At 69.3% G+C, this 21,329-nt stretch carries 28 protein-coding genes; 15 read left to right on the top strand and 13 right to left on the bottom strand.

What is annotated here, in order from left to right; genetic code table 11:
- Positions 1–6: 6 nt before the first annotated feature.
- Positions 7–1,023 carry an aldo/keto reductase gene (locus tag OG453_RS11865; protein ID WP_266867200.1) on the top strand — a complete coding sequence of 339 codons (1,017 nt, stop codon included), beginning with the start codon at positions 7–9 and terminating at the stop codon, positions 1,021–1,023.
- Between the two features lie 24 nt (positions 1,024–1,047).
- Positions 1,048–1,638: a TetR family transcriptional regulator gene (locus OG453_RS11860; RefSeq protein ID WP_266867198.1), complete on the top strand. Its 591-nt coding sequence runs from the start codon at positions 1,048–1,050 to the stop codon at positions 1,636–1,638.
- Here OG453_RS11860 and OG453_RS11855 read toward each other — a convergent pair.
- The 3 genes from OG453_RS11855 to OG453_RS11845 form a co-directional block, all read right to left on the bottom strand.
- Complete coding sequence (locus OG453_RS11855; RefSeq protein ID WP_266867196.1) at positions 1,635–2,213, bottom strand: S1 RNA-binding domain-containing protein; 579 nt, start codon at positions 2,211–2,213, stop codon at positions 1,635–1,637. The two genes, OG453_RS11860 and OG453_RS11855, sit on opposite strands and share 4 nt — an antisense overlap.
- A gap of 57 nt (positions 2,214–2,270) precedes the next feature.
- The gene (locus OG453_RS11850; protein WP_266867194.1) at positions 2,271–2,477 is read right to left on the bottom strand and encodes a hypothetical protein; all 207 of its coding nucleotides are present in this window, start codon (positions 2,475–2,477) and stop codon (positions 2,271–2,273) included.
- Between the two features lie 95 nt (positions 2,478–2,572).
- Complete coding sequence (locus OG453_RS11845) at positions 2,573–3,955, bottom strand: glycine--tRNA ligase (protein WP_266867192.1); 1,383 nt, start codon at positions 3,953–3,955, stop codon at positions 2,573–2,575.
- Between the two features lie 144 nt (positions 3,956–4,099).
- On the opposite strand from OG453_RS11845, the gene OG453_RS11840 reads away from it, so the two are divergent.
- The 4 genes from OG453_RS11840 to OG453_RS11825 are packed head-to-tail and all read left to right on the top strand — an operon-like array spanning position 4,100 to position 7,311.
- Entirely contained in the window at positions 4,100–5,068 is a 969-nt protein-coding gene (locus OG453_RS11840) for a metal ABC transporter substrate-binding protein (protein WP_266867190.1), read from the top strand.
- A 35-nt stretch (positions 5,069–5,103) separates the two neighbouring features.
- Positions 5,104–5,910 carry a metal ABC transporter ATP-binding protein gene (locus tag OG453_RS11835; RefSeq protein WP_266867188.1) on the top strand — a complete coding sequence of 269 codons (807 nt, stop codon included), beginning with the start codon at positions 5,104–5,106 and terminating at the stop codon, positions 5,908–5,910.
- A gap of 2 nt (positions 5,911–5,912) precedes the next feature.
- Positions 5,913–6,809 (top strand): metal ABC transporter permease, encoded by an 897-nt coding sequence (locus OG453_RS11830; protein WP_266867186.1) that lies wholly within the window; start codon positions 5,913–5,915, stop codon positions 6,807–6,809.
- Between the two features lie 37 nt (positions 6,810–6,846).
- Entirely contained in the window at positions 6,847–7,311 is a 465-nt protein-coding gene (locus tag OG453_RS11825) for a Fur family transcriptional regulator (protein ID WP_266867184.1), read from the top strand.
- A gap of 86 nt (positions 7,312–7,397) precedes the next feature.
- Here the strand turns inward: OG453_RS11825 and OG453_RS11820 are convergent, their stop codons facing one another.
- The 3 genes from OG453_RS11820 to OG453_RS11810 are packed head-to-tail and all read right to left on the bottom strand — an operon-like array spanning position 7,398 to position 10,525.
- Entirely contained in the window at positions 7,398–8,225 is an 828-nt protein-coding gene (locus OG453_RS11820; protein ID WP_266867182.1) for an isoprenyl transferase, read from the bottom strand.
- Between the two features lie 23 nt (positions 8,226–8,248).
- On the bottom strand, positions 8,249–8,998 hold the full coding sequence (recO, locus tag OG453_RS11815; protein WP_266867180.1) for a DNA repair protein RecO: 750 nt from the start codon (positions 8,996–8,998) through the stop codon (positions 8,249–8,251).
- 54 nt (positions 8,999–9,052) lie between these two features.
- Entirely contained in the window at positions 9,053–10,525 is a 1,473-nt protein-coding gene (locus OG453_RS11810; RefSeq protein ID WP_266869817.1) for a membrane-associated oxidoreductase, read from the bottom strand.
- 106 nt (positions 10,526–10,631) lie between these two features.
- On the opposite strand from OG453_RS11810, the gene OG453_RS11805 reads away from it, so the two are divergent.
- Positions 10,632–11,309 carry an AIM24 family protein gene (locus OG453_RS11805; RefSeq protein ID WP_266867178.1) on the top strand — a complete coding sequence of 226 codons (678 nt, stop codon included), beginning with the start codon at positions 10,632–10,634 and terminating at the stop codon, positions 11,307–11,309.
- Here the strand turns inward: OG453_RS11805 and OG453_RS11800 are convergent.
- The 3 genes from OG453_RS11800 to OG453_RS11790 are packed head-to-tail and all read right to left on the bottom strand — an operon-like array spanning position 11,306 to position 12,397.
- A complete protein-coding gene (locus OG453_RS11800; RefSeq protein ID WP_266867176.1) occupies positions 11,306–11,938 on the bottom strand; it encodes a DUF1266 domain-containing protein in 633 nt (210 codons plus the stop codon). The genes OG453_RS11805 and OG453_RS11800 overlap by 4 nt on opposite strands.
- A 16-nt stretch (positions 11,939–11,954) precedes the next feature.
- The gene (locus tag OG453_RS11795; RefSeq protein WP_266867174.1) at positions 11,955–12,179 is read right to left on the bottom strand and encodes a hypothetical protein; all 225 of its coding nucleotides are present in this window, start codon (positions 12,177–12,179) and stop codon (positions 11,955–11,957) included.
- Positions 12,176–12,397 (bottom strand): hypothetical protein, encoded by a 222-nt coding sequence (locus OG453_RS11790; RefSeq protein WP_266867172.1) that lies wholly within the window; start codon positions 12,395–12,397, stop codon positions 12,176–12,178. Before OG453_RS11790 ends, OG453_RS11795 begins: the two co-directional genes overlap by 4 nt.
- Before the next feature lie 118 nt (positions 12,398–12,515).
- Between OG453_RS11790 and OG453_RS11785 the strand changes: the two genes are divergently transcribed.
- From OG453_RS11785 to OG453_RS11770, 4 genes are read left to right on the top strand one after another with little or no spacing between them, the layout of a single operon-like run.
- Positions 12,516–13,349 (top strand): helix-turn-helix transcriptional regulator, encoded by an 834-nt coding sequence (locus OG453_RS11785; protein ID WP_266867170.1) that lies wholly within the window; start codon positions 12,516–12,518, stop codon positions 13,347–13,349.
- Complete coding sequence (locus OG453_RS11780) at positions 13,331–13,606, top strand: DUF397 domain-containing protein (protein ID WP_266867168.1); 276 nt, start codon at positions 13,331–13,333, stop codon at positions 13,604–13,606. Before OG453_RS11785 ends, OG453_RS11780 begins: the two co-directional genes overlap by 19 nt.
- 29 nt (positions 13,607–13,635) lie before the next feature.
- Positions 13,636–14,379 carry a GAF and ANTAR domain-containing protein gene (locus OG453_RS11775; protein ID WP_266867166.1) on the top strand — a complete coding sequence of 248 codons (744 nt, stop codon included), beginning with the start codon at positions 13,636–13,638 and terminating at the stop codon, positions 14,377–14,379.
- 12 nt (positions 14,380–14,391) lie between these two features.
- Positions 14,392–15,111, top strand: coding sequence for an ANTAR domain-containing protein (locus OG453_RS11770; protein WP_266867164.1), 720 nt, complete (start codon positions 14,392–14,394; stop codon positions 15,109–15,111).
- Positions 15,112–15,126: 15 nt separating this feature from the next.
- Here the strand turns inward: OG453_RS11770 and OG453_RS11765 are convergent, their stop codons facing one another.
- On the bottom strand, positions 15,127–15,699 hold the full coding sequence (locus OG453_RS11765) for a class I SAM-dependent methyltransferase (protein ID WP_266867162.1): 573 nt from the start codon (positions 15,697–15,699) through the stop codon (positions 15,127–15,129).
- A gap of 55 nt (positions 15,700–15,754) precedes the next feature.
- Here OG453_RS11765 and OG453_RS11760 point away from each other — a divergent pair, with 55 nt between their 5' ends.
- Both OG453_RS11760 and OG453_RS11755 read left to right on the top strand, forming a co-directional pair.
- Complete coding sequence (locus OG453_RS11760) at positions 15,755–16,534, top strand: helix-turn-helix domain-containing protein (RefSeq protein WP_266867160.1); 780 nt, start codon at positions 15,755–15,757, stop codon at positions 16,532–16,534.
- Between the two features lie 9 nt (positions 16,535–16,543).
- Positions 16,544–17,032 carry a GNAT family N-acetyltransferase gene (locus OG453_RS11755; RefSeq protein ID WP_266867158.1) on the top strand — a complete coding sequence of 163 codons (489 nt, stop codon included), beginning with the start codon at positions 16,544–16,546 and terminating at the stop codon, positions 17,030–17,032.
- A 54-nt stretch (positions 17,033–17,086) separates the two neighbouring features.
- Here the strand turns inward: OG453_RS11755 and OG453_RS11750 are convergent, their stop codons facing one another.
- Positions 17,087–18,382: an MFS transporter gene (locus OG453_RS11750; protein ID WP_266867156.1), complete on the bottom strand. Its 1,296-nt coding sequence runs from the start codon at positions 18,380–18,382 to the stop codon at positions 17,087–17,089.
- Between the two features lie 102 nt (positions 18,383–18,484).
- On the opposite strand from OG453_RS11750, the gene OG453_RS11745 reads away from it, so the two are divergent.
- Together OG453_RS11745 and OG453_RS11740 are read left to right on the top strand one after the other, a co-directional pair.
- A complete protein-coding gene (locus OG453_RS11745; protein ID WP_266867154.1) occupies positions 18,485–19,459 on the top strand; it encodes a LysR family transcriptional regulator in 975 nt (324 codons plus the stop codon).
- 1 nt (position 19,460) lies between these two features.
- Complete coding sequence (locus tag OG453_RS11740; protein WP_266867152.1) at positions 19,461–20,021, top strand: hypothetical protein; 561 nt, start codon at positions 19,461–19,463, stop codon at positions 20,019–20,021.
- A 20-nt stretch (positions 20,022–20,041) separates the two neighbouring features.
- On the opposite strand, the gene OG453_RS11735 is transcribed toward OG453_RS11740, so the two are convergent.
- Entirely contained in the window at positions 20,042–20,365 is a 324-nt protein-coding gene (locus OG453_RS11735) for a helix-turn-helix transcriptional regulator (protein ID WP_266867150.1), read from the bottom strand.
- Between the two features lie 122 nt (positions 20,366–20,487).
- Entirely contained in the window at positions 20,488–21,216 is a 729-nt protein-coding gene (locus OG453_RS11730) for a FadR/GntR family transcriptional regulator (RefSeq protein WP_266869816.1), read from the bottom strand.
- Positions 21,217–21,329 lie beyond the last annotated feature (113 nt).

The following is a 21,329-nucleotide window of genomic DNA, read 5'->3' as shown; positions in this document are numbered from 1 at the left end:
GAATGCATGCGCACACTCACCCTCGGAACCACCGGCCCCCACACCTCCACCATCGGCCTCGGCGCCATGGGCATGTCCGCCCTCTACGGCGAAGCCGACCGCGCGGAGTCCATCGCGACCATCCACGCCGCCCTCGAAGCGGGCGTCACCCTCATCGACACCGGCGACTTCTACGCCATGGGTCACAACGAAATGCTGATCGGCGAAGCCCTGCGCACCGCGCCCGCCGCGCACCGCGAACATGCCCTCACCAGCGTCAAGTTCGGCGCCGTCCGCGACCCGGACGGCGGCTGGTCCGGCTACGACGGACGCCCCGCCTCCGTCAAGAACTTCGCCGCGTACTCCCTCCAGCGGCTCGGCGTCGACCACATCGACGTCTACCGCATCGCCCGCATCGACCCCGACGTGCCGGTCGAGGAGACCATCGGCGCGATCGCCGAGCTCGTCGAGAAGGGGTACGTCCGCCACATCGGGCTCTCGGAGGTCGGCGCCGACACGATCCGTCGCGCGGCGGCCACGGCACCCATCTCCGACCTGCAGATCGAGTACTCGCTCATCTCGCGCGGCATCGAGGACCAGATCCTGCCGACGGTCAGCGAGCTCGGCATCGGCGTCACCGCCTACGGAGTCCTCTCCCGCGGCCTGATCTCCGGCCACTTCACCCGCGACCGGCAGCTGGCCGCGAACGACTTCCGCGCCATGAGCCCCCGCTTCCAGGGCGAGAACCTGGACCGCAACCTCGACCTCGTCGACGCCCTGCGCAAGATCGCCGAGCAGAAGGGCGTGAGCGTCGCGCAGACGGCCATCGCCTGGGTGCTCGCCCAGGGCCCCCGGCACGACGCAGCCATCGTCCCGCTGGTCGGCGCCCGCCGCCGCGACCGCCTGACCGAGGCGCTCGGCGCACTCGACGTGACGCTGGACGCGGCCGACCTCGCCGCGATCGAGCAGGCCGTCCCCGCGGGAGCCGCATCCGGCGCGCGTTACCCGGAGGCTCAGATGGCACACCTCGACAGCGAGCACTGATCCATCCCAGGTACGGTCAATGTCATGGCAACCGGCACCCTGACCCCCGAGCGCATCCTCGAAGCGACCGAGGACATGCTGCGCCGCCACGGCGCGGCAAAGGCCACGGTCGTGGACGTGGCCCGCGCCCTGGGGGTCAGCCATGGCACGGTGTACCGCCACTTCCGTACGAAGGCGGAACTGCGGGAGGCGGTCACGAAGCGGTGGCTCGACCGTACGACGGGCGAGTTGACGCTGGTCGTCGAGGATCGCTCGGTGCCCTCCGACGTCCGTCTCCGCCACTGGTTCTCCGCGCTGTTCGCGGCCAAGCGCCGCAAGGCGGGGGACGATCCGGAGCTGTTCGCGACGTATGAGGTGCTGCTCGGCGAGAGCAGTTCCGTCGTCGAGCAGCACATCGGTGAGCTGGTCGGCCAGCTTGAGGTCATACTCGAAGAGGGCGTCCAGCAAGGCGAGTTGACGTCACCGCTCCCCGACCTGGCGCTGACCGCCCGCGCAGTCTTCGACGCCACGAACCGCTTCCACGACCCGGCCTACGCCCCCCAGTGGTCAAGCCCAGAAATCGACGCGGCCTTCACTGCCGTACTGGACCTGGTACTGCGCGGCTTGCGTCCCTAGTGATCTGACCGAACCAGTCGCCGGGAGAGGGCCAGCCTGCGTCGTTCTCGGTCGATCTCGGTGATGACGACCGTGAACTCGTCGCCGACCTGGACGCCGTCCAACGGTGCTTCCACAGCCGCGCCTTCGAGTTCTCGCAGGTGGACAAGGCCTTCGATGCCATCGGCGACTTGGACGAAGACGCCGAACGGGACCAGCTTGGTGACCTGTCCGCGTAGTTTCTGTCCCACCGCATGGCGGTCGGCGTATGCCTGGAACGGATCGGCCTGCGTCGCTCGCAAGGAGAGTCTGGCCTCCAGGTTCCATGTGTCGAACTGGAGGAACTCGCAGGAGACGCGCTGTCCGACCCGTACGACGTCGGAGACCGCTTCGAAGGACCGCCAGGACAGTTCGGGGATCGTGATGAACCCGACGCCGGGGAAGACCGGGTGGTCGGGGCCGGCGTCCAACGCCACGAAGACGCCGAACCGTTCGATCGCTGCGATGGTGCCGGAGAGGAGTTCGCCGCGGTGCAGTGATTCCAGGAATGCCCAGAGCTCCGGGTTCTCAGCCGACGTCAGGTCTCGGATCGTCACTCGTTGCTCGCAGGTCGAAACTCGGAAGTCGTAGGGGTGTTCCGGAGAGGCGGAGCGTCACGGCACCGAAGGATCCACCGTGGCCTGGTGCTCCTCGGCGAGGTGTTCCTCCGCCTTGAGCCACGGGAGGAACTGCACCCGCTTTTCCCAGCCGCACGTGTCGCAGCTCAACTGGCGTTGGACACCCGCCTTTTGCACGTGCACGACGTGTTCGCGCCCGTGCTGGTCCCATCTGCTGACCTTGCTCGTGGTCATCGAAGGCATGGCGAACAGTGTGCAGCAGAAGCCCCCGGTTCCGTACCTGGAACCGGGGGCTTCTTTCAAGCTTCACTCAGTGAACGCCAGAACGGCGTCAAGGCTCAGCAGCCCACCAGGCGGCTGGCCAGGTAGCCCTCGATCTGGTCGAGGGAGACGCGCTCCTGCTTCATCGAGTCACGCTCGCGCACCGTGACCGCGTTGTCGTCCAGGGTGTCGAAGTCGACCGTCACGCAGTACGGCGTGCCGATCTCGTCCTGGCGGCGGTAGCGGCGGCCGATGGCGCCCGCGTCGTCGAACTCGATGTTCCAGTTCTGGCGCAGGGCCGTCGCCAGGCCCTTGGCCTTCGGGGACAGCTCCGGGTTGCGGGACAGAGGCAGCACCGCGACCTTCACCGGGGCGATGCGGTGGTCGAAGCGCATGACCGTGCGCTTCTCCAGCTTGCCCTTGGCGTTGGGGGCCTCGTCCTCGATGTAGGAGTCCAGGAGGAAGGCCAGCATGGTGCGGCCCACGCCCGCCGCCGGCTCGATGACGTACGGAGTCCAGCGCTCGCCGGCCTCCTGGTCGAAGTAGGACAGGTCCTGGCCCGACGCCTTGGAGTGCGCGGAGAGGTCGTAGTCCGTGCGGTTGGCGACGCCCTCCAGCTCGCCCCACTCGCTGCCGCCGAAGCGGAAGCGGTACTCGATGTCAGCGGTGCGCTTGGAGTAGTGGGAGAGCTTCTCCGCCGGGTGCTCGTACCAGCGCATGTTCTCCTCGCGCAGGCCCAGGCCGGTGTACCAGTTCCAGCGCTGCTCCATCCAGTACTCCTGCCACTTCTCGTCCTCGCCCGGCTTGACGAAGAACTCCATCTCCATCTGCTCGAACTCGCGGGTCCGGAAGATGAAGTTGCCGGGCGTGATCTCGTTGCGGAAGGACTTGCCCATCTGCGCGATGCCGAACGGCGGCTTCTTGCGCGAAGTCTGCTGGACCTGGGCGAAGTTGGTGAAGATGCCCTGCGCGGTCTCGGGACGCAGGTAGGCGACGGAGCCGCTGTCCTGGGTGGGGCCGAGGTGCGTGGCGAGCATGCCCGAGAACTGCTTGGGCTCGGTGAACTGGCCCTTCGTACCGCAGTTGGGGCAGTTGATGTCGGCGAGGCCGTTCTCCGGGACGCGGCCGTGCTTGGCCTCGTACGCCTCTTCCAAGTGGTCGGCGCGGTGCCGCTTGTGGCAGGAGAGGCACTCGGTGAGCGGGTCGGAGAAGGTCGCGACGTGGCCGGAGGCCTGCCAGACCTCGCTCGCCAGGATCACCGACGAGTCGATTCCGACGACGTCCTCGCGCGAAGTGACCATGTAGCGCCACCACTGGCGCTTGAGGTTCTCCTTGAGCTCGACGCCGAGCGGCCCGTAATCCCAGGCGGCACGCTGGCCCCCGTAGATCTCACTGCACGGGTAAACAAAGCCACGGCGCTTGCTCAGGCTGACGATGCTGTCGATCTTGTCGGCGGCCACGGTGCTCTCTTCATTACGACGGTGGGCGAAGCGAATGCTTCAGGTTACCGGCGGCCTTACCCCCCTAATCAAATCGGTTCCCGAGTAGAGCCCGCAGCGACCGCTAGTTGACAATCGTTTCCAGATTTGTTGAAAATGAGTGTCATGAACGTACGCCGACTCATACCCACCGCAGCCATCGCCTCCGTCACCGTCCTCGGCCTCACGGCCCTCTCCGCCTGCTCCTCCTCGAACGCGGCGGACAAGGACGGCGACGGCAAGCTGAACGTGGTCGCGTCGTTCTATCCCATGCAGTTCCTGGCCCAGGAGATCGGCGGCGACCACGTCTCCGTCGACACCCTGACCAAGCCGGGCGTCGAGCCGCACGACCTGGAGCTCAGCCCGCAGCAGACCGCCTCGCTCGGCGAAGCGGACATGATCCTCTACCTCAAGGGCATCCAGCCCGCCGTCGACGACGCCATCGGCCAGTCCGGCGTGAGCAACACCGTGGATGCCGCCGAGCTCACCAAGCTGGAGAAGCACGGCACGGGGGTCGGCCACGACCACGGCCATGAGGGCGAAGAGCACGGCCACGAAAGCGAAGGCGAAGCCGGTGCCGACCCGCACATCTGGCTCGACCCGGTGAAGTACGCCGAGGTCGCCGAGGGCGTCGGCAAGGCGATGGAGAAGGCCGACCCGGACCACGCGGCGGCGTACAAGAAGAACACCAAGGACCTGGTCAAGAAGCTGGACGGCCTGAACACCAAGTTCGAGGACGGCCTGAAGAACACGAAGACCAAGACCTTCATCACCACGCACTCCGCCTTCGGCTACCTCGCCGAGCGCTACGGCCTGGACCAGGAGAGCATCTCCGGCATCGACCCCGAGTCGGACCCGAGCCCGGCCCGCATCAAGGAGCTCCAGGGCATCGCCGAGGAGGACGACGTCTCCACGGTGTTCTTCGAGACGCTCGCCAGCGACAAGACCGCCAAGACCCTCGCGAAGGACACCGGCCTCAAGACGGACGTCCTGGACCCGCTGGAGGGAATCACGGGCAAGTCCAAGGGCGATGACTACGTAGAGGTCATGGAGTCCAACCTCGCCGCGCTCGAGAAGGCCCTCGGCGCGAAGTGACCGCACGGCAGTCGGCAGCATCGGAGGCACACGCCATGGAAGCCACGGAATCCATATCCGGAGCGGACACCCCGCCCGTCATATCCGTGCGGGCGGCCACGGCCACTCTCGGCGCGCGCCCGGTGCTGCGCGGCATCGACCTCACCGTCGGACGCGGCGAGGTCGTCGCCCTGCTCGGCGCGAACGGCTCGGGCAAGTCCACCGCCGTCCGCTCGGTCATCGGCCAGATCCCGCTCACGGGCGGCGACATCAGCCTGTTCGGTACGCCCCTGAAGCGCTTCCGGCAGTGGTCCCGCATCGGCTACGTCCCGCAGCGCACCACGGCCGCCAGCGGCGTCCCCGCCACGATCCGCGAGGTCGTCGCGGCCGGGCGTCTCTCGCGTACGAAGCTGGCGCAGCTGGGGTGGACGACCAAGGCGGACCGTGCGGCGGTCGACCGGGCCATCGAGCTCGTCGGGCTCGCCGACCGCGCCAAGGACTCCGTGAGCGCCCTCTCCGGCGGCCAGCACCAGCGGGTCCTGATCGCCCGCGCGCTGGCCTCCGAGCCCGAACTGCTGATCATGGACGAGCCGATGGCGGGCGTCGACCTGGCCAGCCAGGAGATCCTCGCCCGGACGCTGCGCGAGCAGGTCGCGGCGGGCGCGACGGTCCTCCTTGTCCTGCACGAGCTGGGCCCGCTGGAGCCGCTGATCGACCGCGCGGTCGTGCTGCGCGACGGCTGTGTGACGCACGACGGCCCGCCCCCGAAGGCGGTCGGCCAGCACGCCCTGCCCGGCCACGACCACGTACATCCGCACTCGGCCGACGAGCACGAGCCGATCCGCACGGGACTGCTGACCTGATCATGGAAATTCTCCAGACCGCATTCATGCAGCGGGCGCTGATCGCCGCCGTCCTCGTCGGCATCACGGCCCCCGCCATCGGCATCTACCTCGTCCAGCGCCGCCAGGCCCTGATGGGCGACGGCATCGGCCACATCGCCATGACGGGCGTCGGCCTCGGCTTCCTGCTCAACTCGAGCCCCGTGTGGATGGCGACGCTGATCGCCGTCGTCGGCGCGGTGACGATGGAGCTGATCAGGGCGTACGGGAAGACGCGCGGCGACATCGCCCTCGCGATGCTCTTCTACGGCGGCATGGCGGGCGGTGTCCTGCTGATCAACCTCTCGGACACCGGCTCCAACGCGAACCTCTCCTCGTATCTCTTCGGCTCGCTCTCGACGGTCTCCGACTCCGACGTCACGGCGATCTGCCTGCTCGCGGCGTTTGTGGTCCTGGTCACGGTCGGGCTGCGCAAGCAGCTGTTCGCGGTGAGCCAGGACGAGGAGTTCGCGCGGGTGACGGGGCTGCCCGTGCGTGTGCTGAACCTCCTCATCGCGGTCACGGCGGCGGTGACGGTGACGGTCGCGATGCGCGTCGTGGGCCTGCTTCTGGTGAGCGCGCTGATGGTGGTGCCGGTCGCGGCGGCCCAGCAGATCACCCGCTCCTTCAAGGTGACGTTCGTCCTGTCGGTGGTCATCGGCACGGCCGTCACGCTGTCCGGCACGGTCACGTCGTACTACGAGGACGTGCCGCCCGGGGCGACGATCGTCCTGATGGCGATCGGCGTCTTCGTGGTCCTCACCGCCCTCGCGACGCCGCTCGCGAGGCGCCGGGCCAGGACCCTGGCGACGGCCGAGGCCGCGACCTGCACGGCGGAGGTCCCCGATGCCCGGCGCTCGGCCGACAAGGCCATCGTCTGAGAGCGAGCTGGCACAATGGCCCCACGGGATATGACAGATGTGCGGGCGATCGTGCGAGTTATCAGTTGAGGAGGCACCTGTGACAACAGCTGCGGGACCCCCGGTACGAGGCCGGTCCACCAGGCAGCGCGCCGCGGTGGCGGCGGCTCTGGGCGAGGTGGACGAGTTCCGCAGTGCGCAGGACCTGCACGACATGCTCAAGCACAAAGGCGATTCGGTGGGCCTGACGACGGTCTACCGAACGCTCCAGTCCCTCGCCGACGCCGGCGAGGTCGACGTGCTGCGCACGGACGAGGGCGAGTCGGTCTACCGCCGCTGCTCCACCGGCGACCACCACCATCACCTGGTCTGCCGGGTGTGCGGCAAGGCGGTCGAGGTCGAGGGCCCGGCCGTGGAGCAGTGGGCCGAGACGATCGCGTCCGAGCACGGATATGTGAACGTGGCGCACACGGTGGAGATCTTCGGTACGTGCGCGGAGTGCGCGGAAGCGAAGAAGAAGTAGCCGTACGAAGATGTAGCCATACGGCGAGGGGCCCGCACCGTCAGCGCGACGGTGCGGGCCCTTCGTCCGTGTAAGGCCGTGTACGCCTAACTCTCTGCGATCTGCTGCTCATTGGGGATCGCCCCACCGAAACGGCGGTCCCGCGAGGCGTATTCGAGGCAGGCGCGCCACAAATCACGACGGTCGAAGTCCGGCCACAGCACGTCCTGGAAGACCATCTCGGCGTAAGCGCTCTGCCACAGCAGATAGTTGGAGGTGCGCTGCTCGCCGCTGGGCCGCAGGAACAGGTCGACGTCCGGCATGTCCGGGTAGTACAGATACTTCGCGAAGGTCTTCTCGCTCACCTTCGAAGGGTCGAGCCGCCCCGCCTTCACGTCCTCGGCGAGCGCCTGCGCGGCATCGGCGATCTCGGCCCGCCCGCCGTAATTCATGCAGAAGTAAAGAGTCAGCTTGTCATTGCCCTTGGTCTGCTCCTGGGAGATCTCCAGCTCCCTGGCGACCGACTTCCACAGCTTGGGCATACGGCCCACCCAGCGCACCCGGATACCGAGCTCGTCGAGCTGGTCGCGGGTCTTGCGGATGAAGTCGCGGTTGAAGTTCATCAGGAACTTCACCTCGTCCGGGGACCGCTTCCAGTTCTCGGTGGAGAAGGCGTAGAGCGAGATCGCCCCGACGCCCATCTCGATGCCGCCCTGCAGCACGTCCAGGACGCGCTCGGCGCCGACCTTGTGCCCCTCGGTGCGCGGCAGGCCGCGCTCCTTGGCCCACCGTCCGTTGCCGTCCATGACGATGGCGACATGCTTCGGCACCAACTCGCCGGGGATCTTCGGCGGCTTGACGCCCGTGGGGTGCGGCTCGGGGGTCTTGTACTCACGGCGGGACCGCCCGAGGATTCCGCGTCGTGACACTGCCATGGGGGGCTCTCTCCTAGCTAGCTTCAGTTCTTCTCTACGTACCGCAGTGAACGCAGTCCGCGCTCCAAGTGCCAATGCAGATAGGCGGAAACAAGTCCGCTGCCCTCCCTGGCGTGCCGCGCCTCACACGCGTCCGCCGTGTCCCAGTCGCCGGTGAGCAGCGCGCCGAGCAGCGCGAGCGCCTCCGCCGACGGCACGACGCTGCCGGGCACCCGGCAGTCGACGCAGATCGAGCCGCCCGCCGCGACGGAGAAGAAGCGGTTGGGTCCCGGCATGCCGCACTTCGCGCAGTCCGTGAAGCTCGGCGCGTAGCCGTTCACGGCGAGGGAGCGGAGCAGGAACGCGTCGAGGATGAGATGCGGCTCGTGCTCACCGCGAGCGAGCGTCCGCAGCCCGCCCACCAGCAGCAGATACTGCTGCACGGCCGGCTCACCCTCATGATCGGTGAACCGCTCGGCGGTCTCCAGCATCGCCGTACCGGCGGTGTACCGCGCATAGTCGGTCACGATCCCACCACCGTACGGAGCGATGGTCTCACTCTGTGTGCACAACGGAAGCCCGCGCCCGATGAGTTCGCTGCCGCGCGCGAAGAACTGCACGTCGACATGGGAGAACGGCTCAAGCCGCGCCCCGAACTTGGACTTGGTCCGCCGCACGCCACGGGCAACGGCCCGCACACGTCCGTGACCGCGTGTGAGCAGCGTGATGATGCGGTCCGCCTCACCCAGCTTCTGGGTGCGCAGCACGACGCCGTCATCACGGAACAGGCTCATGGGTTCATTCTCGCGTACGGGGTCGGCGGCCGGGGCCGGGGGCGCCGATCGCCCCTACTGGCGGCTGATCGCCCGTGTGACGCCCGCCGCGATCGTGGTCGCCAGGGTCCAGCCCATGACGATCAAGGCGTACGAGAGGGACTGGTACGCGCCCTCTGCCGCATACGCCTGCTCCTGGCCGAAGCCGATGATGGGGAGCAGCAGATCGAGCGTGTAGAAGAACGGGTCGAAGTCGGGTGCCTCGGCCGGCTTCAGTGCGCGCGGGTGGTGCAGCGCGTACGTCACGGAGCCGATCAGCAGCAGAGAGAGCAGCCACAGGGCGGCGCGCGCGGGCCGGAAGCCGTAGCCGACGGTGATGTCCTGGAGGTACCCCCAGGCCCTGGCCCACCAGGAGAGCGTCCCGCGGTGGCGGCGCAGTTTGGCGAGCTGGACGGTACGGGCGGCCGCGTCGTCGCCGATGTGACGGTAGGCGACGGTGAGTTGCTCGTAGGCGTACGGGACGTAGCCGTCGGTGTCGCGTTCCAGGACCTGGAGCCGGCGCTCGGCGGGCTCGTGCGGGCCGAGCCTCATGTACGTCAGACCGTCGAGGCGGACCTCGTCCGGCCATGTCTCCGGGGCGATGTTCAGGAGTTCGAGCTGACAGCCGCGCAGGGTGACGGTGCCCTCGATGGGCTCGGCCTGAAGCAGATCGAGCGTGCCGCCGACGAGGCCGCTGGCGCGCAGGGCCGTGCCGCCCGGGTTGGAGAGCCGGGCGCCCTCCAGGTTGAGCTGGCCGGGGATGCGGGCACCGGGCATGTTGATCCGGCCGTGCGCCGTCAACCGCATCGCGTGCAGACCGGTACCGGCGCTGAGGCTCGACGCGTGCAGGGCCGTGCCGCCCGGATTGCTGAGCACGGCGTCGTCGAACGTGATGTTCCCGGCGATGACGGCACCCGCGAGGCGCACCAGGCCGTGCGCGGTGAGGCCCCCGTCGGCCTGGAGGTCGTCGTCGATCGTGACGCGGTTGAGCGCGAGGACCGGCTCGGTGAGCCGCACGCCCGCCTCGCCCAGTTCCGCCCCGTCGAGGAAGACCGCCCCCGAGATCCGCGCACCGCCGAGCCGGACGGGCCCCCGGACGCGGCACCCGCTCATCCGCAGCGAGCCGTCGACGCGCAGGGTGATGGCGTGCAGGCCGGGCAGTACGGACCTGCCGAGGTTCAGCTGCCGGAGCTGCGCCCCGTACAGGTCGAGTTCCTCGTCGAAGTAGCAGGCCCACAGATGGATGGGCGCCGCCACCTCGGCGTACTGGAGGTCGAGTCGCCCGCTGATCCGCGCACCGGTGAGCCGGAGCAGCGGTGTCTCGCCCGCCTGGCGTGGCGCCTCCAGGAGCAGCGCACGGAGCACCTCGGCGCGCACGGTGCGTTCTGGCCCCCACTGCGCCCCGGAGTCGGCGGCGGCACCGTCCGTCGGCCGGAGGTCGACGGTGCGGCCGCGCGCGTACGCCTGCCACACGCGCGCTTCGGTGGCGGTCAGCTCCATGTTCTCCATCGGCGTGACGATGACGCGGGCCGTCAGGGGTGTCAACTGCCCTTTGCCGAAAGACTGTTGCACCCCAACCCCTGGCACAACCGCCCACACCTGACAAACTGCCCGCATGAAGAGTGACCTGTTCTCCACCGAGCACATGGTGCAGCCGTCCGCCGTCCCGGGGATGACCCTGCAGAACGCCAAGTCGATCAAGTACGCGGTGAACGGCGAGATGCACGCCAGGCAGGGCGCGATGATCGCCTACCGCGGCAGCCTGCAGTTCGAGCGCAAGAGCCAGGGCATGGGCGGCATGCTCAAGCGGGCGGTCACCGGTGAGGGGCTGCCGCTCATGGCCGTGCGCGGCCAGGGCGAGGCGTGGTTCGCGCACGAGGCGCAGAACTGCTTCATCGTCGACATCGAGCCGGGCGACGCCCTCACCGTCAACGGCCGCAACGTCCTGTGCTTCGACGCGACGCTCTCGTACGAGATCAAGACCGTGAAGGGCGCGGGCGTCACCGGCGGCGGCCTCTTCAACAGCGTGTTCACGGGAGCGGGCCGCCTCGGGCTCGTCTGCGAGGGCAATCCGCTGGTGATACCCGTCTCGCCGCAGCAGCCGGTGTACGTCGACACGGACGCGGTGGTCGGCTGGACCGCAGGACTCGACACCTCGCTGCATCGCTCGCAGTCGATCGGTTCGATGATCAGGGGTGGTTCCGGGGAGGCGGTCCAGCTGATGCTGAAGGGCGAGGGGTACGTCATCGTGCGGCCGAGCGAGGCGACTCCCGCGAAGCCGCAGCAGCATTAGCCCCGGCGTCGCGGCCTGTCCGGGTTGCTGATCGCTTCCCAGGGGGCGAGGTTCCACGGGCTCGTGCGGTTCGCCGGGTCCAGGAGGGACCGAAGGTGGGCATCCGACACCGTCTGCGGGGCGGGGAGGCCCTCGCCGTCACCGCGGGCGGCCTCCAGGTTGTCCCGCCACACCTGCCGGCCCAGGAGGTAGTGGTCGGCGTACTCCTGCCAGGACGCGTACGTTCCGGCCACCGCCGGGACGATGTTCTTGAGCAGCGTCCAGGTGTCGGGTTCGGTGAGCATCCCGCACGCGAAGCCGCGCCGTGAGATGTCCACGTAAAGCGCGACATCCCAAGCGAGCGGGGCGACGCCCAGACGCCGCTGGGCCATCGCCCGGTACCCGGTGTTCGCGAGGCGGCCCAGGCGCCCGAGCAGCTGCTCGGGCGCGGTGATCTCCCACTGCTGGGCGAGCCAGGCCTCGGCCTTGGCGTCATCGATGCGGGTGAACGGATACAGCGTCGTACGCGAGGCGTCCTTGTCCCTGCTGACCGGCGCGCTCAGCGACACCATCCAGAGCTGGTGCATGGTGAGCCGCGCCGGGTACTTGGACTCGGTCTTCGGCCTGCTCCACTTCCTCCATATCGCCATGCGCCCGCACCCTACGTCACGGCACTTCGCCCCGGCTTCGGGCGTTCGCATACGCCGTCGCGGCGCGGAGGCGTTCGGATGTGGTGGCGGTGCGCAGCGCGTCGGGGGCGCAGTCCCACTCCCTGCCGCCGCCGAAGGGGCGCAGCTGGATGTAGGGGCCCTCGTGGCCCATGACTCTGCCGACCTGCCCGGTGCGGGTGTCCACGGCGTACGTACCGATGGGGAGCGCGTTGGCGTTCATGGCGCGACCCCCAGAGCGGCGGTCAGCCGGGCCGCCATGTCGACGCGACAGCCGCCCAATTCAATGAGCGGGCAGGGCGCTTCACGGGCAAAAGATGTGGGGTCGATCCGCAATGACGGCAACGAAATTCCCGCTCGCTGGAGTGCGGCGCGCAATTCTTTCATGGTTTCCTCCGCCTCTTCGACACAGACCGGCGCATGTGTCTTGTTCTCAGCCATCGGGTGGTTCCCCTTTGCCGTCGGATCTCACTCTTCGCATCCCTACGGTGACGGCATCCGCCTACAATCGGCAGGAGTCTGTCTCCTACAACTGCGGGGCAGGGACTGGGGGTTGGCCATGGCCAATGGTTCGAGGCAGGCGGCATGGGAGTTCTTCGGAGCGGAGTTGAAGCGGCGCCGAGAGGATGCGGGACTTACGCAGTCGGCGCTGGGGGTACGGGTTTTCGTATCCGGCGGATACATCGGCCAATTCGAACAGGCAATTCGTAAGCCACAGCTGGATGTCGCGGAGAGGATCGATGAGGTCCTACAAACCGATGGCTTTTTCGAGCGGATGTGCCGGAAGCTGATCGACGACAAGAGGTACGCGGATTACTTTGCGGCGGTCGTGGAGTTGGAGGCGCTGGCGACGCGCATCTGTGAGTTCGCGCCGACCCTGGTTCCGGGCCTCCTGCAGACCGCCGCGTACGCCCGCGCGGTGACCGTGGCGGCCAACCCGTTCGTCACCGACGAGTACGTGGACGAGAAGGTGACCGCCCGGCTGGAGCGGGCGCGCGTCCTCAAGGACGCTACAAGGCCCGAGTATTGGGTGGTGCTGCACGAGAACGCGCTGTACATCCCGGTGGGTGGACCGGAGGCGATGGCTCAGCAGTTGGACCACGTCGCGAAGCTGATGCGGGAGCGGCATGTGTTGGTGATGGTGCTTCCGTACGAGGCGGGGGCGCACGCCAACATGACCGGGGACCTGAGGCTCATGGAGTTCGACGACGCTCCCCCAACCGCCTATACAGAGACGGCGTTTTCGGGAACCCTCGTCGACGAACCGGCGGTGGTGGTGCGGGCCCAGCGCGCCTACGATCTACTCAGGGGCGCCGCGCTGCCGCCGAAGGCGTCCCTCGCCCTGGTCGAGTCGGCAGCTGAGGATTACAGACGATGTACGAGTACGACCTGAGCAACGCCCGCTGGCACAAGAGCAGTTACAGCAACGGTGAAGGCGGCAACTGCGTCGAGGTCACGTACGACTTCGTAGGCGTCCGCTGGCGCAAGAGCAGCTACAGCGGCGGCGACGGCGGGGAGGCCTGCGTCGAAGTAGCCGACGGACTCCCCGGCATAGTTCCCGTCCGCGACAGCAAGAACCCTCAGGGTCCCGCCCTGTTCATCCGCCCCGAAGCCTGGTCCGCGTTTGTCGCGGGGCAGCGAGCGGGATGACTCCCAGGCCCCCTGGAGGCGATTGGGGCATGTCCAGCCCTCCCCGTGAGGAACGGCTCTCGGCCGCGTTCGTCGACCTCGCCGACACGCTCGTACGCGACTTCGACGTCATCGGCTTCCTGCACACACTCGCCGAGCACTGTGTGGATCTCCTGGACGTGTCCGCGGCCGGGGTGCTGCTGACCACGCCGGCAGGCCAGGTGGTGGACGCCGCCGCATCGGACGAGCAGACCCGCGTACTGGAGATGAACGGCATCGAGTGGGACGAGGGGCCGTGCCGGGACTGTGTGCTCGGCGGCGGTCTCCACGTGCCCGACGTACCGCTCGACACCGACACGGCCCGCGATCGGTGGCCCCGATTCGCGCCGTACGCCGTGGAGTTGGGGCTGACCTCGGTCGTCGCGGCTCCGCTGCGGATGCACGACCAGGTGATCGGCGCGCTGAACCTGTTCCGGAGCGACCCCGGCCCGCTGGACGCGCCCCAGCTGCGGCTCGGCCAGGCGCTTGCGGACACCGCCACCATCGGTGTGCTGCAACAGCGGGCGGTGAGCGAGCAGATGGTAGTGGCCGCACAACTTCAGTCGGCCCTGGACAGCCGGATCGTGATCGAGCAGGCCAAGGGGTATCTCGCCCACCGCCGCCGGACCGGGGTGGAGGAGGCGTTCACGGTGATGCGGCAATACGCGCGCAGTCACAACGCGCGGCTGACCGATGTCGCCCGACAGGTCCTGGAGGACACGGCCGACCCCGTGTTACTGGACCCCGGACGCTGAGGGGTGAGGGCGGTGCCGCTGCACGCGATGGCGTCGTATCTGCGGGCACTGCACACTCACTCGGGTCCGGGGCTTGCCCCGCTGCCCCTGCAGGCGTGCTCTGAAGCGCTGGGCCTCGACGGTCTCGCGCTGCTCCTCGCCCACGAGGGCAGCACTCCGGAGCTGGTGCAGTCCTTCGGTGAACGCACCGGTGCGCTGGAGGATCTGCAGCTCACCCAGGGTCATGGGCCGAGCAGGGACGCCGCCGACGACGGCGCGCTGCTCCTGATGCCCGACATGGGCGATGCGACGGGCTTCGCGGTCGTGCGCTGGCCCGGACTGCCGTACTCGGTGGAGGAGTTGGGCGTCGCGGCCGTGTTCGCGTTCCCGCTGCGGATCGGGGTGATCGCACTGGGGGCGCTGACCGGGCACCGCACGACGCCGGGGCCGCTCGGCACCGATCAGCTCGCGGACGCGTTCGCGCTGGCGGACACCCTCTCCCAGGTCGTCATCACGCTCACCGCCCGTCCCGCCCCCTCCTCCGGTCTGCTCCTGGACGAGACCTGCCTGCACTTCGCGGAGGTCCACCAGGCGACCGGCATGCTCGCCGCGCAGCTGGAGATCCCCTGCGCGCAGGCGCTGATACGCCTGCGCGCCTACGCGTACAGCCACAACCGCCGGGTGCTTTCGTGCGCCCGTGACGTGATCCAGTACCGGTTGGACCTGGACGACAAGGACGACAAGGACTCGTGATCGCGGCGCGCGGCGTCAGGGCTTGCGGGCCCTGAAGCGCAGGCCGCCGCTCTCCGGATGGCAGTCCACGACCGGCTCGGTGAAACCGGCGGCCGCCAAGCGCGCAGGGAGGTCCGCCGGGGCCACGGTGTTCATCGTGTCGCGGAAGTGCAGAAGCCGGAAGCGGAGGCTGGGCTGGCCGTCGCTGCCCGCGAAGACGCCGCCGGGCCGCAGCACGCGGAACGCCTCGGCGAAGATGCGGTCCTGGAGTGCGTCGGTGGGCACGTGGTGCAGCATCGTGAAGCAGACGACGGACGAGTAGGTGTCGTCAGGGAGCGGCATGTCGGAGCCGTCGGCGTGCAGGATGCGGGCCCGGTCGCCCCACTGGCGCTGCAGAAGCCCTGCTGTGTCGCCGTCGATCTCGACGGCGGTGAGGCGGGGCACTTGGTCGACGAGTACGCGCAGATTGGCCCCGTACCCCGGGCCGATCTCCACGACGTCCTCGCCGAGTTCGACGTCTTCGAGGGCCCAGGGCAGGAGGCGGTCCTTCACGGCCTGGGCCCATTGCTGGGAGCTGCACAGCTTGCGGTGTGCTCGGTTCATCGGCATACGGCGACGCTAGGTCCGGGCCCGAGGTGTCCGACACGGGCTAGGCTGCCGTCCCATGTCGCAGACCGGACACTCCCCTCAAGGGCTGACGGCGATCTTCGTCGGCGACTTCACGATGCCGCGCGGTCTGCGCTTCGCCACGCACCACCACCTGCGGCATCAACTCGCCTGGTCGGCAAGGGGATTGCTCCGCATCAGAACCGCGACCGGCTCCTGGCTGCTGCCGCCCACGCTCGCGCTGTGGATCCCGGCGGGGCTGCCGCACGCGACGGAGGCGGCGGGCGACACGGTGATGCGCAGCCCGTACATCGAACCGGCGAGCTGCCCCGCGGCGGCGTCGTGGACGGAGCCGACGGTCCTTGCGGCGGGCCCGCTCCTGCGCGCCCTGATCGACCACTTGCTCCGCACGGATCTGGACGTGGCCGCACGGGCGCGCGCGGAGCGGGTCCTGCTCGACGTGCTCCACCCCGTCCCGGTGACGAGCATCTCCGTGACGGAGCCGAAGGACGCACGGGCGAGGGAGGTGGCGAGAGCCCTGGCGGCCAACCCCTCGGACGGCCGCCCACTGGAGGCATGGGGCCGGACGGCAGGCGCAAGCGCCCGCACGCTCGCCCGCGCCTTCTCGTCCGACACGGGCCTGGCGTTCGGCCAGTGGCGGGAGCGCCTTCGCATGCAGGCGGCGATGCCGCTGCTGGCGGACGGCATGACGATCGAGGCGGTGGCGGCGCGGGTGGGCTACGCCTCGGCGAGTTCGTTCGTGGCGGCGTTCCACCGCATCGTGGGTCTGACGCCGCGCCAGTATTTCCCGGTGCGGCAGGAGGGCGGCCGGGGCTAGCGTTCACGCATGCCCGAACTCCAGCGCCTCCGCCCCGACCACGCCCCGGCCCTGCTCGCCTTCGAGCAGGAGAACCGCGCGTACTTCGCCAAGTCGGTCCCTGACCGAGGCGACACCTACTTCACCGATTTCGAGGCCCGCCACACGTCCCTCCTCGCCGAACAGGCGGCCGGGGTCTGCCACTTCCACGTACTGGTGGGAGACGGCGGCGAGATCCTCGGCCGGGTCAACCTGATCGACGTGACACCGGACGGCGAGGCGGAGCTGGGCTACCGCATGGCGGAGAGCGCGGCGGGCCGGGGCCTGGCGACGCGCGCGGTACGCCAGGTGTGCGTGCGGGCGGCCGAGGAGTACGGCCTGCGCAGGCTGCGGGCGGAGACGACGCTCGACAACCCGGGCTCGCAGACGGTGCTGACGCGCACGGGCTTCATGGCGGAGGCCGAACTGCCCGACCTGGACGGCCGCCCAGGCATTCGCTACGTACGCAGGCTCCCTTGAGCCCCGCCGCCGAACGTTCGGCCAGTGGCTGACCAGAAGGTAAGCACTGAAGGCCTAGCGCGGTCCGGTACGGAAGTTGAGGGCGATGAACAGCCCGCAGGTGAGGGCCGCGAGTGCCGCCATGCCGGTGAGGATCGCGGGCGGGGAGAGCGGGCCGGCGCCGGACAGGAGCGTGACCGCGTACGGGGTGAACATGCCGACGTACGCCGCCGTCCAGAAGTACGCGGTGATGCGGGCCAGGCGCCGGGGCGGGGCGATGGCCGTGACCTCGGTGAGACCGTGGGTAAGGGCCAGGCCGTATCCCACGCCGAGTATCGCCGCGGCCGCGAGGGCGAGGAGCTGCTGGTCGGCCTTCACCGCCGGTACGGCCAGGGCGAGGCCCGCGGTGATGGCCGTCAGCGCGGCCACCGCCGTGGCCAGACGGTGCCTCGCCGCCAGGAGGCGGGCCGCCGGCTGGATCAGCAGACCGGCGCCGGGGACGACGGCGGTGGCCACGCCGGTGTAGACGAGGCTGCCGTGCACCAGGGCGGGGAGCGTGACGAAGCCGGTCGCGGGGGCGGCGAAGATCCAGGGGGCCAGCGGCAGAACGGCCCGCCGGAAGTGCCTCCCGGGGCGAGCGCCCTCGCCCGTCGGACTCGGTACGGCGGGGACGGCGGGGCGGCGCGGAACGGCGGGGCGACTCAGACCGGCGGGGCTGCTCAGACCGGCGGGGCTGCTCAGACCGGCGGGAACGGTCTCCGGGGACCTGCGCGCCGCCAGACCGGCGCCCGCCGCCAGCAGCACGTGGGGCAGATACGCCGTGATCAGCGGATGCGGTGCCCACTCTGCGATCAGCGCCGCCGCGAGGCCGCCCGACGCGAAGCCCGCCGACACGAAGAGGCCCGCCCGGCGGGAGGCCGTGGACGCGGGGCCGCTCTCGGCGACGTACGGCGGAGAAGAGAGTTCCTTGATCCACGCGCTGCCCGCCGCGAGCAACGCGCCCGCACTGACGCCCGTCAGAAAGCGACCCGGCGGCACCCACGCGGTGGCCCCCGCGCCCAGCATCAGCAAGCCGGTGGAAACGAGGTTCAGGGCCAGCGCGGTCAGGGCGACCGGGCGGCGGCCGATGCGGTCCGCCAGCGGTCCGCCGACCAGGAGGCCGGGGATGAGGCCGATGACGTACAGGGCGAAGAGGCCGGTCACCGCCGACTCGGAGAAGCCGAGCTCGGAGCGGTAGGCGCCGAGGAGGGCGGAGAACTGGTTGGCGCTCCAGCCGGAGGCCATCATGATCCAGCCCGTCCGGAGTCCATGGCTCGGGGCGGGCGCGGACGGCTGTTCCATCGGGGCGAGATGCGTGACGGTGGTGCTCATGAGGCCCAGTTCTATGGCTGCCCGGCGCCCGCCCGCCGCCTCCGTTCACGATTCGTAAATGCCGTGCGGCCGCCCACCATCACCTCACTTACGCTGGTCCGCATGCCTTCCGCGCCCCTGGACCTGCGACTCCTGTCGTCCTTCCTGGCGGTGGTCGAGGAGGGTCACTTCGGGCAGGCGGCCAAGCGCCTCTTCCTCTCCCCGCCGGCCGTGACGCAGCACGTCCGCCGCCTGGAGACGGAACTCGGCACACGGCTGCTCGACCGCACGGGCAGCCCCGTGGTCCCCACCCCGGCGGGCACCCGCCTGGCCGGGCACGCGCGCGTGCTGCTCGCCGCGTCGAACGCAGCGCTCGACGACATGGCCGAGGCGACGACGCCCGCTGCCGGGCGGCCCCTGCGGGTCGGCATCATGGGCCACGGCTCGGCGGAGCTGACCCCTGCGTCGATCAACGCGTTCCGCCGCGCACGCCCCGAAGTGGCCGTCGAGATCCGCCAGTTGGACTTCACGGAACACGTCACGGCCCTGACGGAGGACCGTGTGGACGTGGCCTTCGTACGCCCGGGCCCCGACGACGAACGGATCACCGCCGACGTCCTGACGACCGAGCAGCGCATCGTGGTCGTTCCGGAGGGCTCCGCCCTGGCCGACGCCCGTCTGACCGGCGCGACGGTGGCCGACATCGCGGACCTCCCGTTCATCCGCGTCCCCGGCCACACGCCGCGCACCTTCACGGACTACCTCTACTTCGACCACGAGGCCAGGCGCCGCAGCACGGCGTACGCGGTGACCCCGCAGGAGGTCCTGACCGGGGTGATCACCGGCACGGCGGCGGGCTCGGGCCTCAAGTCCTTCGCCCGCTACTACGCCTGGCCGGGCGCGGTCTTCGTACCGATCCTGGACGCCCCATGGGTGAGCAGCTACCTGGCGGTACGCGCGAACGACGACAACCCGGAGGTCCGCATCTTCCGCGCCCTGACGGTCGCCCTGTCCCACGACCCGACCCTGACGGCAGCCATCCGGCGTCCGCCATCGGACGTTGCGCAGCCGTTCAAGGCTGATGAGGAAACCTGCTGACATGCTGCATGAGATCAAGGACATCGAGCGGGAAAGGCTCCGCGTCGCCCAGCGCCCCTCCCCTCAGGGCACACCGCCGGTGCTGAGCTTCTTTGATGTGACACCGACGGTGCCGGCCGACGAGTACGCGGCCCGCCTGCGGCCCGTACTCGATACCGCGCTGACCCTGGCCCTCTCCGAAGACTTCGACACCGACTTGCCCGTGGACTCCGTCCCCCAGTGGTTCGCCACGGTCAGCGGCCCTCTGTCCGGGGATTCCCCTGAATTCGCGAGGCGCGGCAGAGAGCGCTACATATCCGCGTTCCAGGGTGCGCCCTGGAGGCTTCAGGAGTGGCTCTACGAGTTCGACCCCGAGTCCGAGTCCAGAGGCTGGGCCTGGTGGGATCTGACGCGGTCGACGGAGGGCAGCATCCGGATCTGGGTCGACACCTGGGGCGAATCCTTCTTCGCCTGTGCCGAACTGCGCTGGCTCCTGCTCGTCACGGGCGCCGATGCCGTCAGCGGGCCACATCTCGCAGGCGCGAAAGCGTACATGGAGGCTCGTGAAGGGGACGAGGGCTAAGCCGACAAGAGCACGGCACCTCACCCAACCTTCCGCAGCTCCCCGTCACCGAACACCGCAACCATCACCAGGCTGCCGCCCAGCGCCTCGACATAGCGCGCCACGACATCCGTGCCGGACACCTGACCGCTCTCGATCTGGGAGACCCTGCCCTTGCTGACCCCCATGCGCTCGGCCACCTGCGCCTGGGTGTAGCCGCGCTCCTGCCGCATCTCGGCCAGGCGCCACGCGCGAGCCTCGGCGAGCATGCGTTCGGCGCCGTCGAGGAACGCCTCCCGGCCGCCCGAGAGCTCCTCCGCCCGCTCGCGGTGACCACTGGCCGACCACTTGATGTGTCCGCTCACTTCCCCAGCTCCCTCTCACGGTCGGCGATGTACTCCGCCTCGCGGCGCTCAACCGGGCCGCAGCTCTTTGAGATTGTGCAGGGCTGAGCCCTTGATCCGGTCGACCCCGACGAGCGAACGCCTCACCCCACCCCCCTCGACTCCTGCCCCGCCCGCGCCTCGATCCCCCTGAAGTGATCCGCCATCGCCCGCTGGGCCCGGGGTACGTCCCGGGCCCGTAGCGCCGTCACGATGTCCCGGTGTCTGCTCACCGTCAGCTCCGGGGCGGGGTCGTTCGACCAGCCTCGGACGCCTGCCACCCGGTGGAAGACGTTCCAGAACGCGGTCAGGAGCTGTGGCACCAGTTCGTTGCCCAGGGAGCGGTACAGGGTCTCGTGGAACTCGCGGTCCAGGTCGGGGAAGGCGGCGCCCTGACCTGCCGCCTGCTCCATTTTTCCTACCAGCGCCTCCAGTTCGGACAGCTCACCGTCCGTGAGGAGGTACGCGACCCGGCGTATCAGGCCCTCCTCCAGGACCTCTCGGAGTTGGAGGATTTCCGCCAGCGCGTGGGTGTCGTCCGAGAGTTGGAGCAGGGTTCGGAATGTCAGGCCGTCCGCGAGTGGGGTCAGTGAAGCCTGGCCCACGTATGTGCCGTAGCCGTGTCTGATCTCCACTATGTCCAGCGCCTGAAGCGCCTTCAGCGCCTCCCGTACCGAGTTCCTGCTGACACCGAGGTCCTCCATCAGTTCGGCCTCGGTGGGCAGCGACGCGCCCGGGCGAAGTCTCCGGTCGAGGATCAACTGCATGACAGCGCGCTGGACTTGGCTGCCCACGCGCCGTTCGCGGACTGGCTCCTGAGGCATGCGGCACATCGTAGGCACGGATGACATCCCACGTCCCACCTCCGGATCCAGATCATCTGCGCAAGCGTCAAAGCGGCGCGGAATCGGCGCGGAATCCGATCCGTGCGCGATCTCTTGACCGG

Source organism: Streptomyces sp. NBC_01381 (assembly GCF_026340305.1).
In the GTDB taxonomy this organism is placed as follows: domain Bacteria; phylum Actinomycetota; class Actinomycetes; order Streptomycetales; family Streptomycetaceae; genus Streptomyces.
Note: the sequence above shows the minus strand (reverse complement) of the source record. Positions and strands in the feature narration are given on the sequence as shown.

Bases quoted from the DNA above. Each gene is read 5' to 3' on its own strand.
- OG453_RS11810 (WP_266869817.1), bottom strand. From the start codon at position 10,525: ATGGAGAACATGGAGCTGACCGCCACCGAAGCGCGCGTGTGGCAGGCG.
- OG453_RS11800 (WP_266867176.1), bottom strand. From the start codon at position 11,938: ATGGCGATATGGAGGAAGTGGAGCAGGCCGAAGACCGAGTCCAAGTAC.
- OG453_RS11775 (WP_266867166.1), top strand. From the start codon at position 13,636: ATGTCCAGCCCTCCCCGTGAGGAACGGCTCTCGGCCGCGTTCGTCGAC.
- OG453_RS11860 (WP_266867198.1), top strand. From the start codon at position 1,048: ATGGCAACCGGCACCCTGACCCCCGAGCGCATCCTCGAAGCGACCGAG.
- OG453_RS11840 (WP_266867190.1), top strand. From the start codon at position 4,100: ATGAACGTACGCCGACTCATACCCACCGCAGCCATCGCCTCCGTCACC.
- OG453_RS11780 (WP_266867168.1), top strand. From the start codon at position 13,331: ATGTACGAGTACGACCTGAGCAACGCCCGCTGGCACAAGAGCAGTTAC.
- OG453_RS11750 (WP_266867156.1), bottom strand. From the start codon at position 18,382: ATGAGCACCACCGTCACGCATCTCGCCCCGATGGAACAGCCGTCCGCG.
- OG453_RS11765 (WP_266867162.1), bottom strand. From the start codon at position 15,699: ATGCCGATGAACCGAGCACACCGCAAGCTGTGCAGCTCCCAGCAATGG.
- OG453_RS11740 (WP_266867152.1), top strand. From the start codon at position 19,461: ATGCTGCATGAGATCAAGGACATCGAGCGGGAAAGGCTCCGCGTCGCC.
- OG453_RS11805 (WP_266867178.1), top strand. From the start codon at position 10,632: ATGAAGAGTGACCTGTTCTCCACCGAGCACATGGTGCAGCCGTCCGCC.
- OG453_RS11785 (WP_266867170.1), top strand. From the start codon at position 12,516: ATGGCCAATGGTTCGAGGCAGGCGGCATGGGAGTTCTTCGGAGCGGAG.
- OG453_RS11795 (WP_266867174.1), bottom strand. From the start codon at position 12,179: ATGAACGCCAACGCGCTCCCCATCGGTACGTACGCCGTGGACACCCGC.
- OG453_RS11730 (WP_266869816.1), bottom strand. From the start codon at position 21,216: ATGTGCCGCATGCCTCAGGAGCCAGTCCGCGAACGGCGCGTGGGCAGC.
- OG453_RS11825 (WP_266867184.1), top strand. From the start codon at position 6,847: ATGTGCGGGCGATCGTGCGAGTTATCAGTTGAGGAGGCACCTGTGACA.
- recO (WP_266867180.1), bottom strand. From the start codon at position 8,998: ATGAGCCTGTTCCGTGATGACGGCGTCGTGCTGCGCACCCAGAAGCTG.
- OG453_RS11850 (WP_266867194.1), bottom strand. From the start codon at position 2,477: ATGCCTTCGATGACCACGAGCAAGGTCAGCAGATGGGACCAGCACGGG.
- OG453_RS11755 (WP_266867158.1), top strand. From the start codon at position 16,544: ATGCCCGAACTCCAGCGCCTCCGCCCCGACCACGCCCCGGCCCTGCTC.
- OG453_RS11830 (WP_266867186.1), top strand. From the start codon at position 5,913: ATGGAAATTCTCCAGACCGCATTCATGCAGCGGGCGCTGATCGCCGCC.
- OG453_RS11760 (WP_266867160.1), top strand. From the start codon at position 15,755: ATGTCGCAGACCGGACACTCCCCTCAAGGGCTGACGGCGATCTTCGTC.
- OG453_RS11790 (WP_266867172.1), bottom strand. From the start codon at position 12,397: ATGGCTGAGAACAAGACACATGCGCCGGTCTGTGTCGAAGAGGCGGAG.
- OG453_RS11835 (WP_266867188.1), top strand. From the start codon at position 5,104: ATGGAAGCCACGGAATCCATATCCGGAGCGGACACCCCGCCCGTCATA.
- OG453_RS11820 (WP_266867182.1), bottom strand. From the start codon at position 8,225: ATGGCAGTGTCACGACGCGGAATCCTCGGGCGGTCCCGCCGTGAGTAC.
- OG453_RS11745 (WP_266867154.1), top strand. From the start codon at position 18,485: ATGCCTTCCGCGCCCCTGGACCTGCGACTCCTGTCGTCCTTCCTGGCG.
- OG453_RS11865 (WP_266867200.1), top strand. From the start codon at position 7: ATGCGCACACTCACCCTCGGAACCACCGGCCCCCACACCTCCACCATC.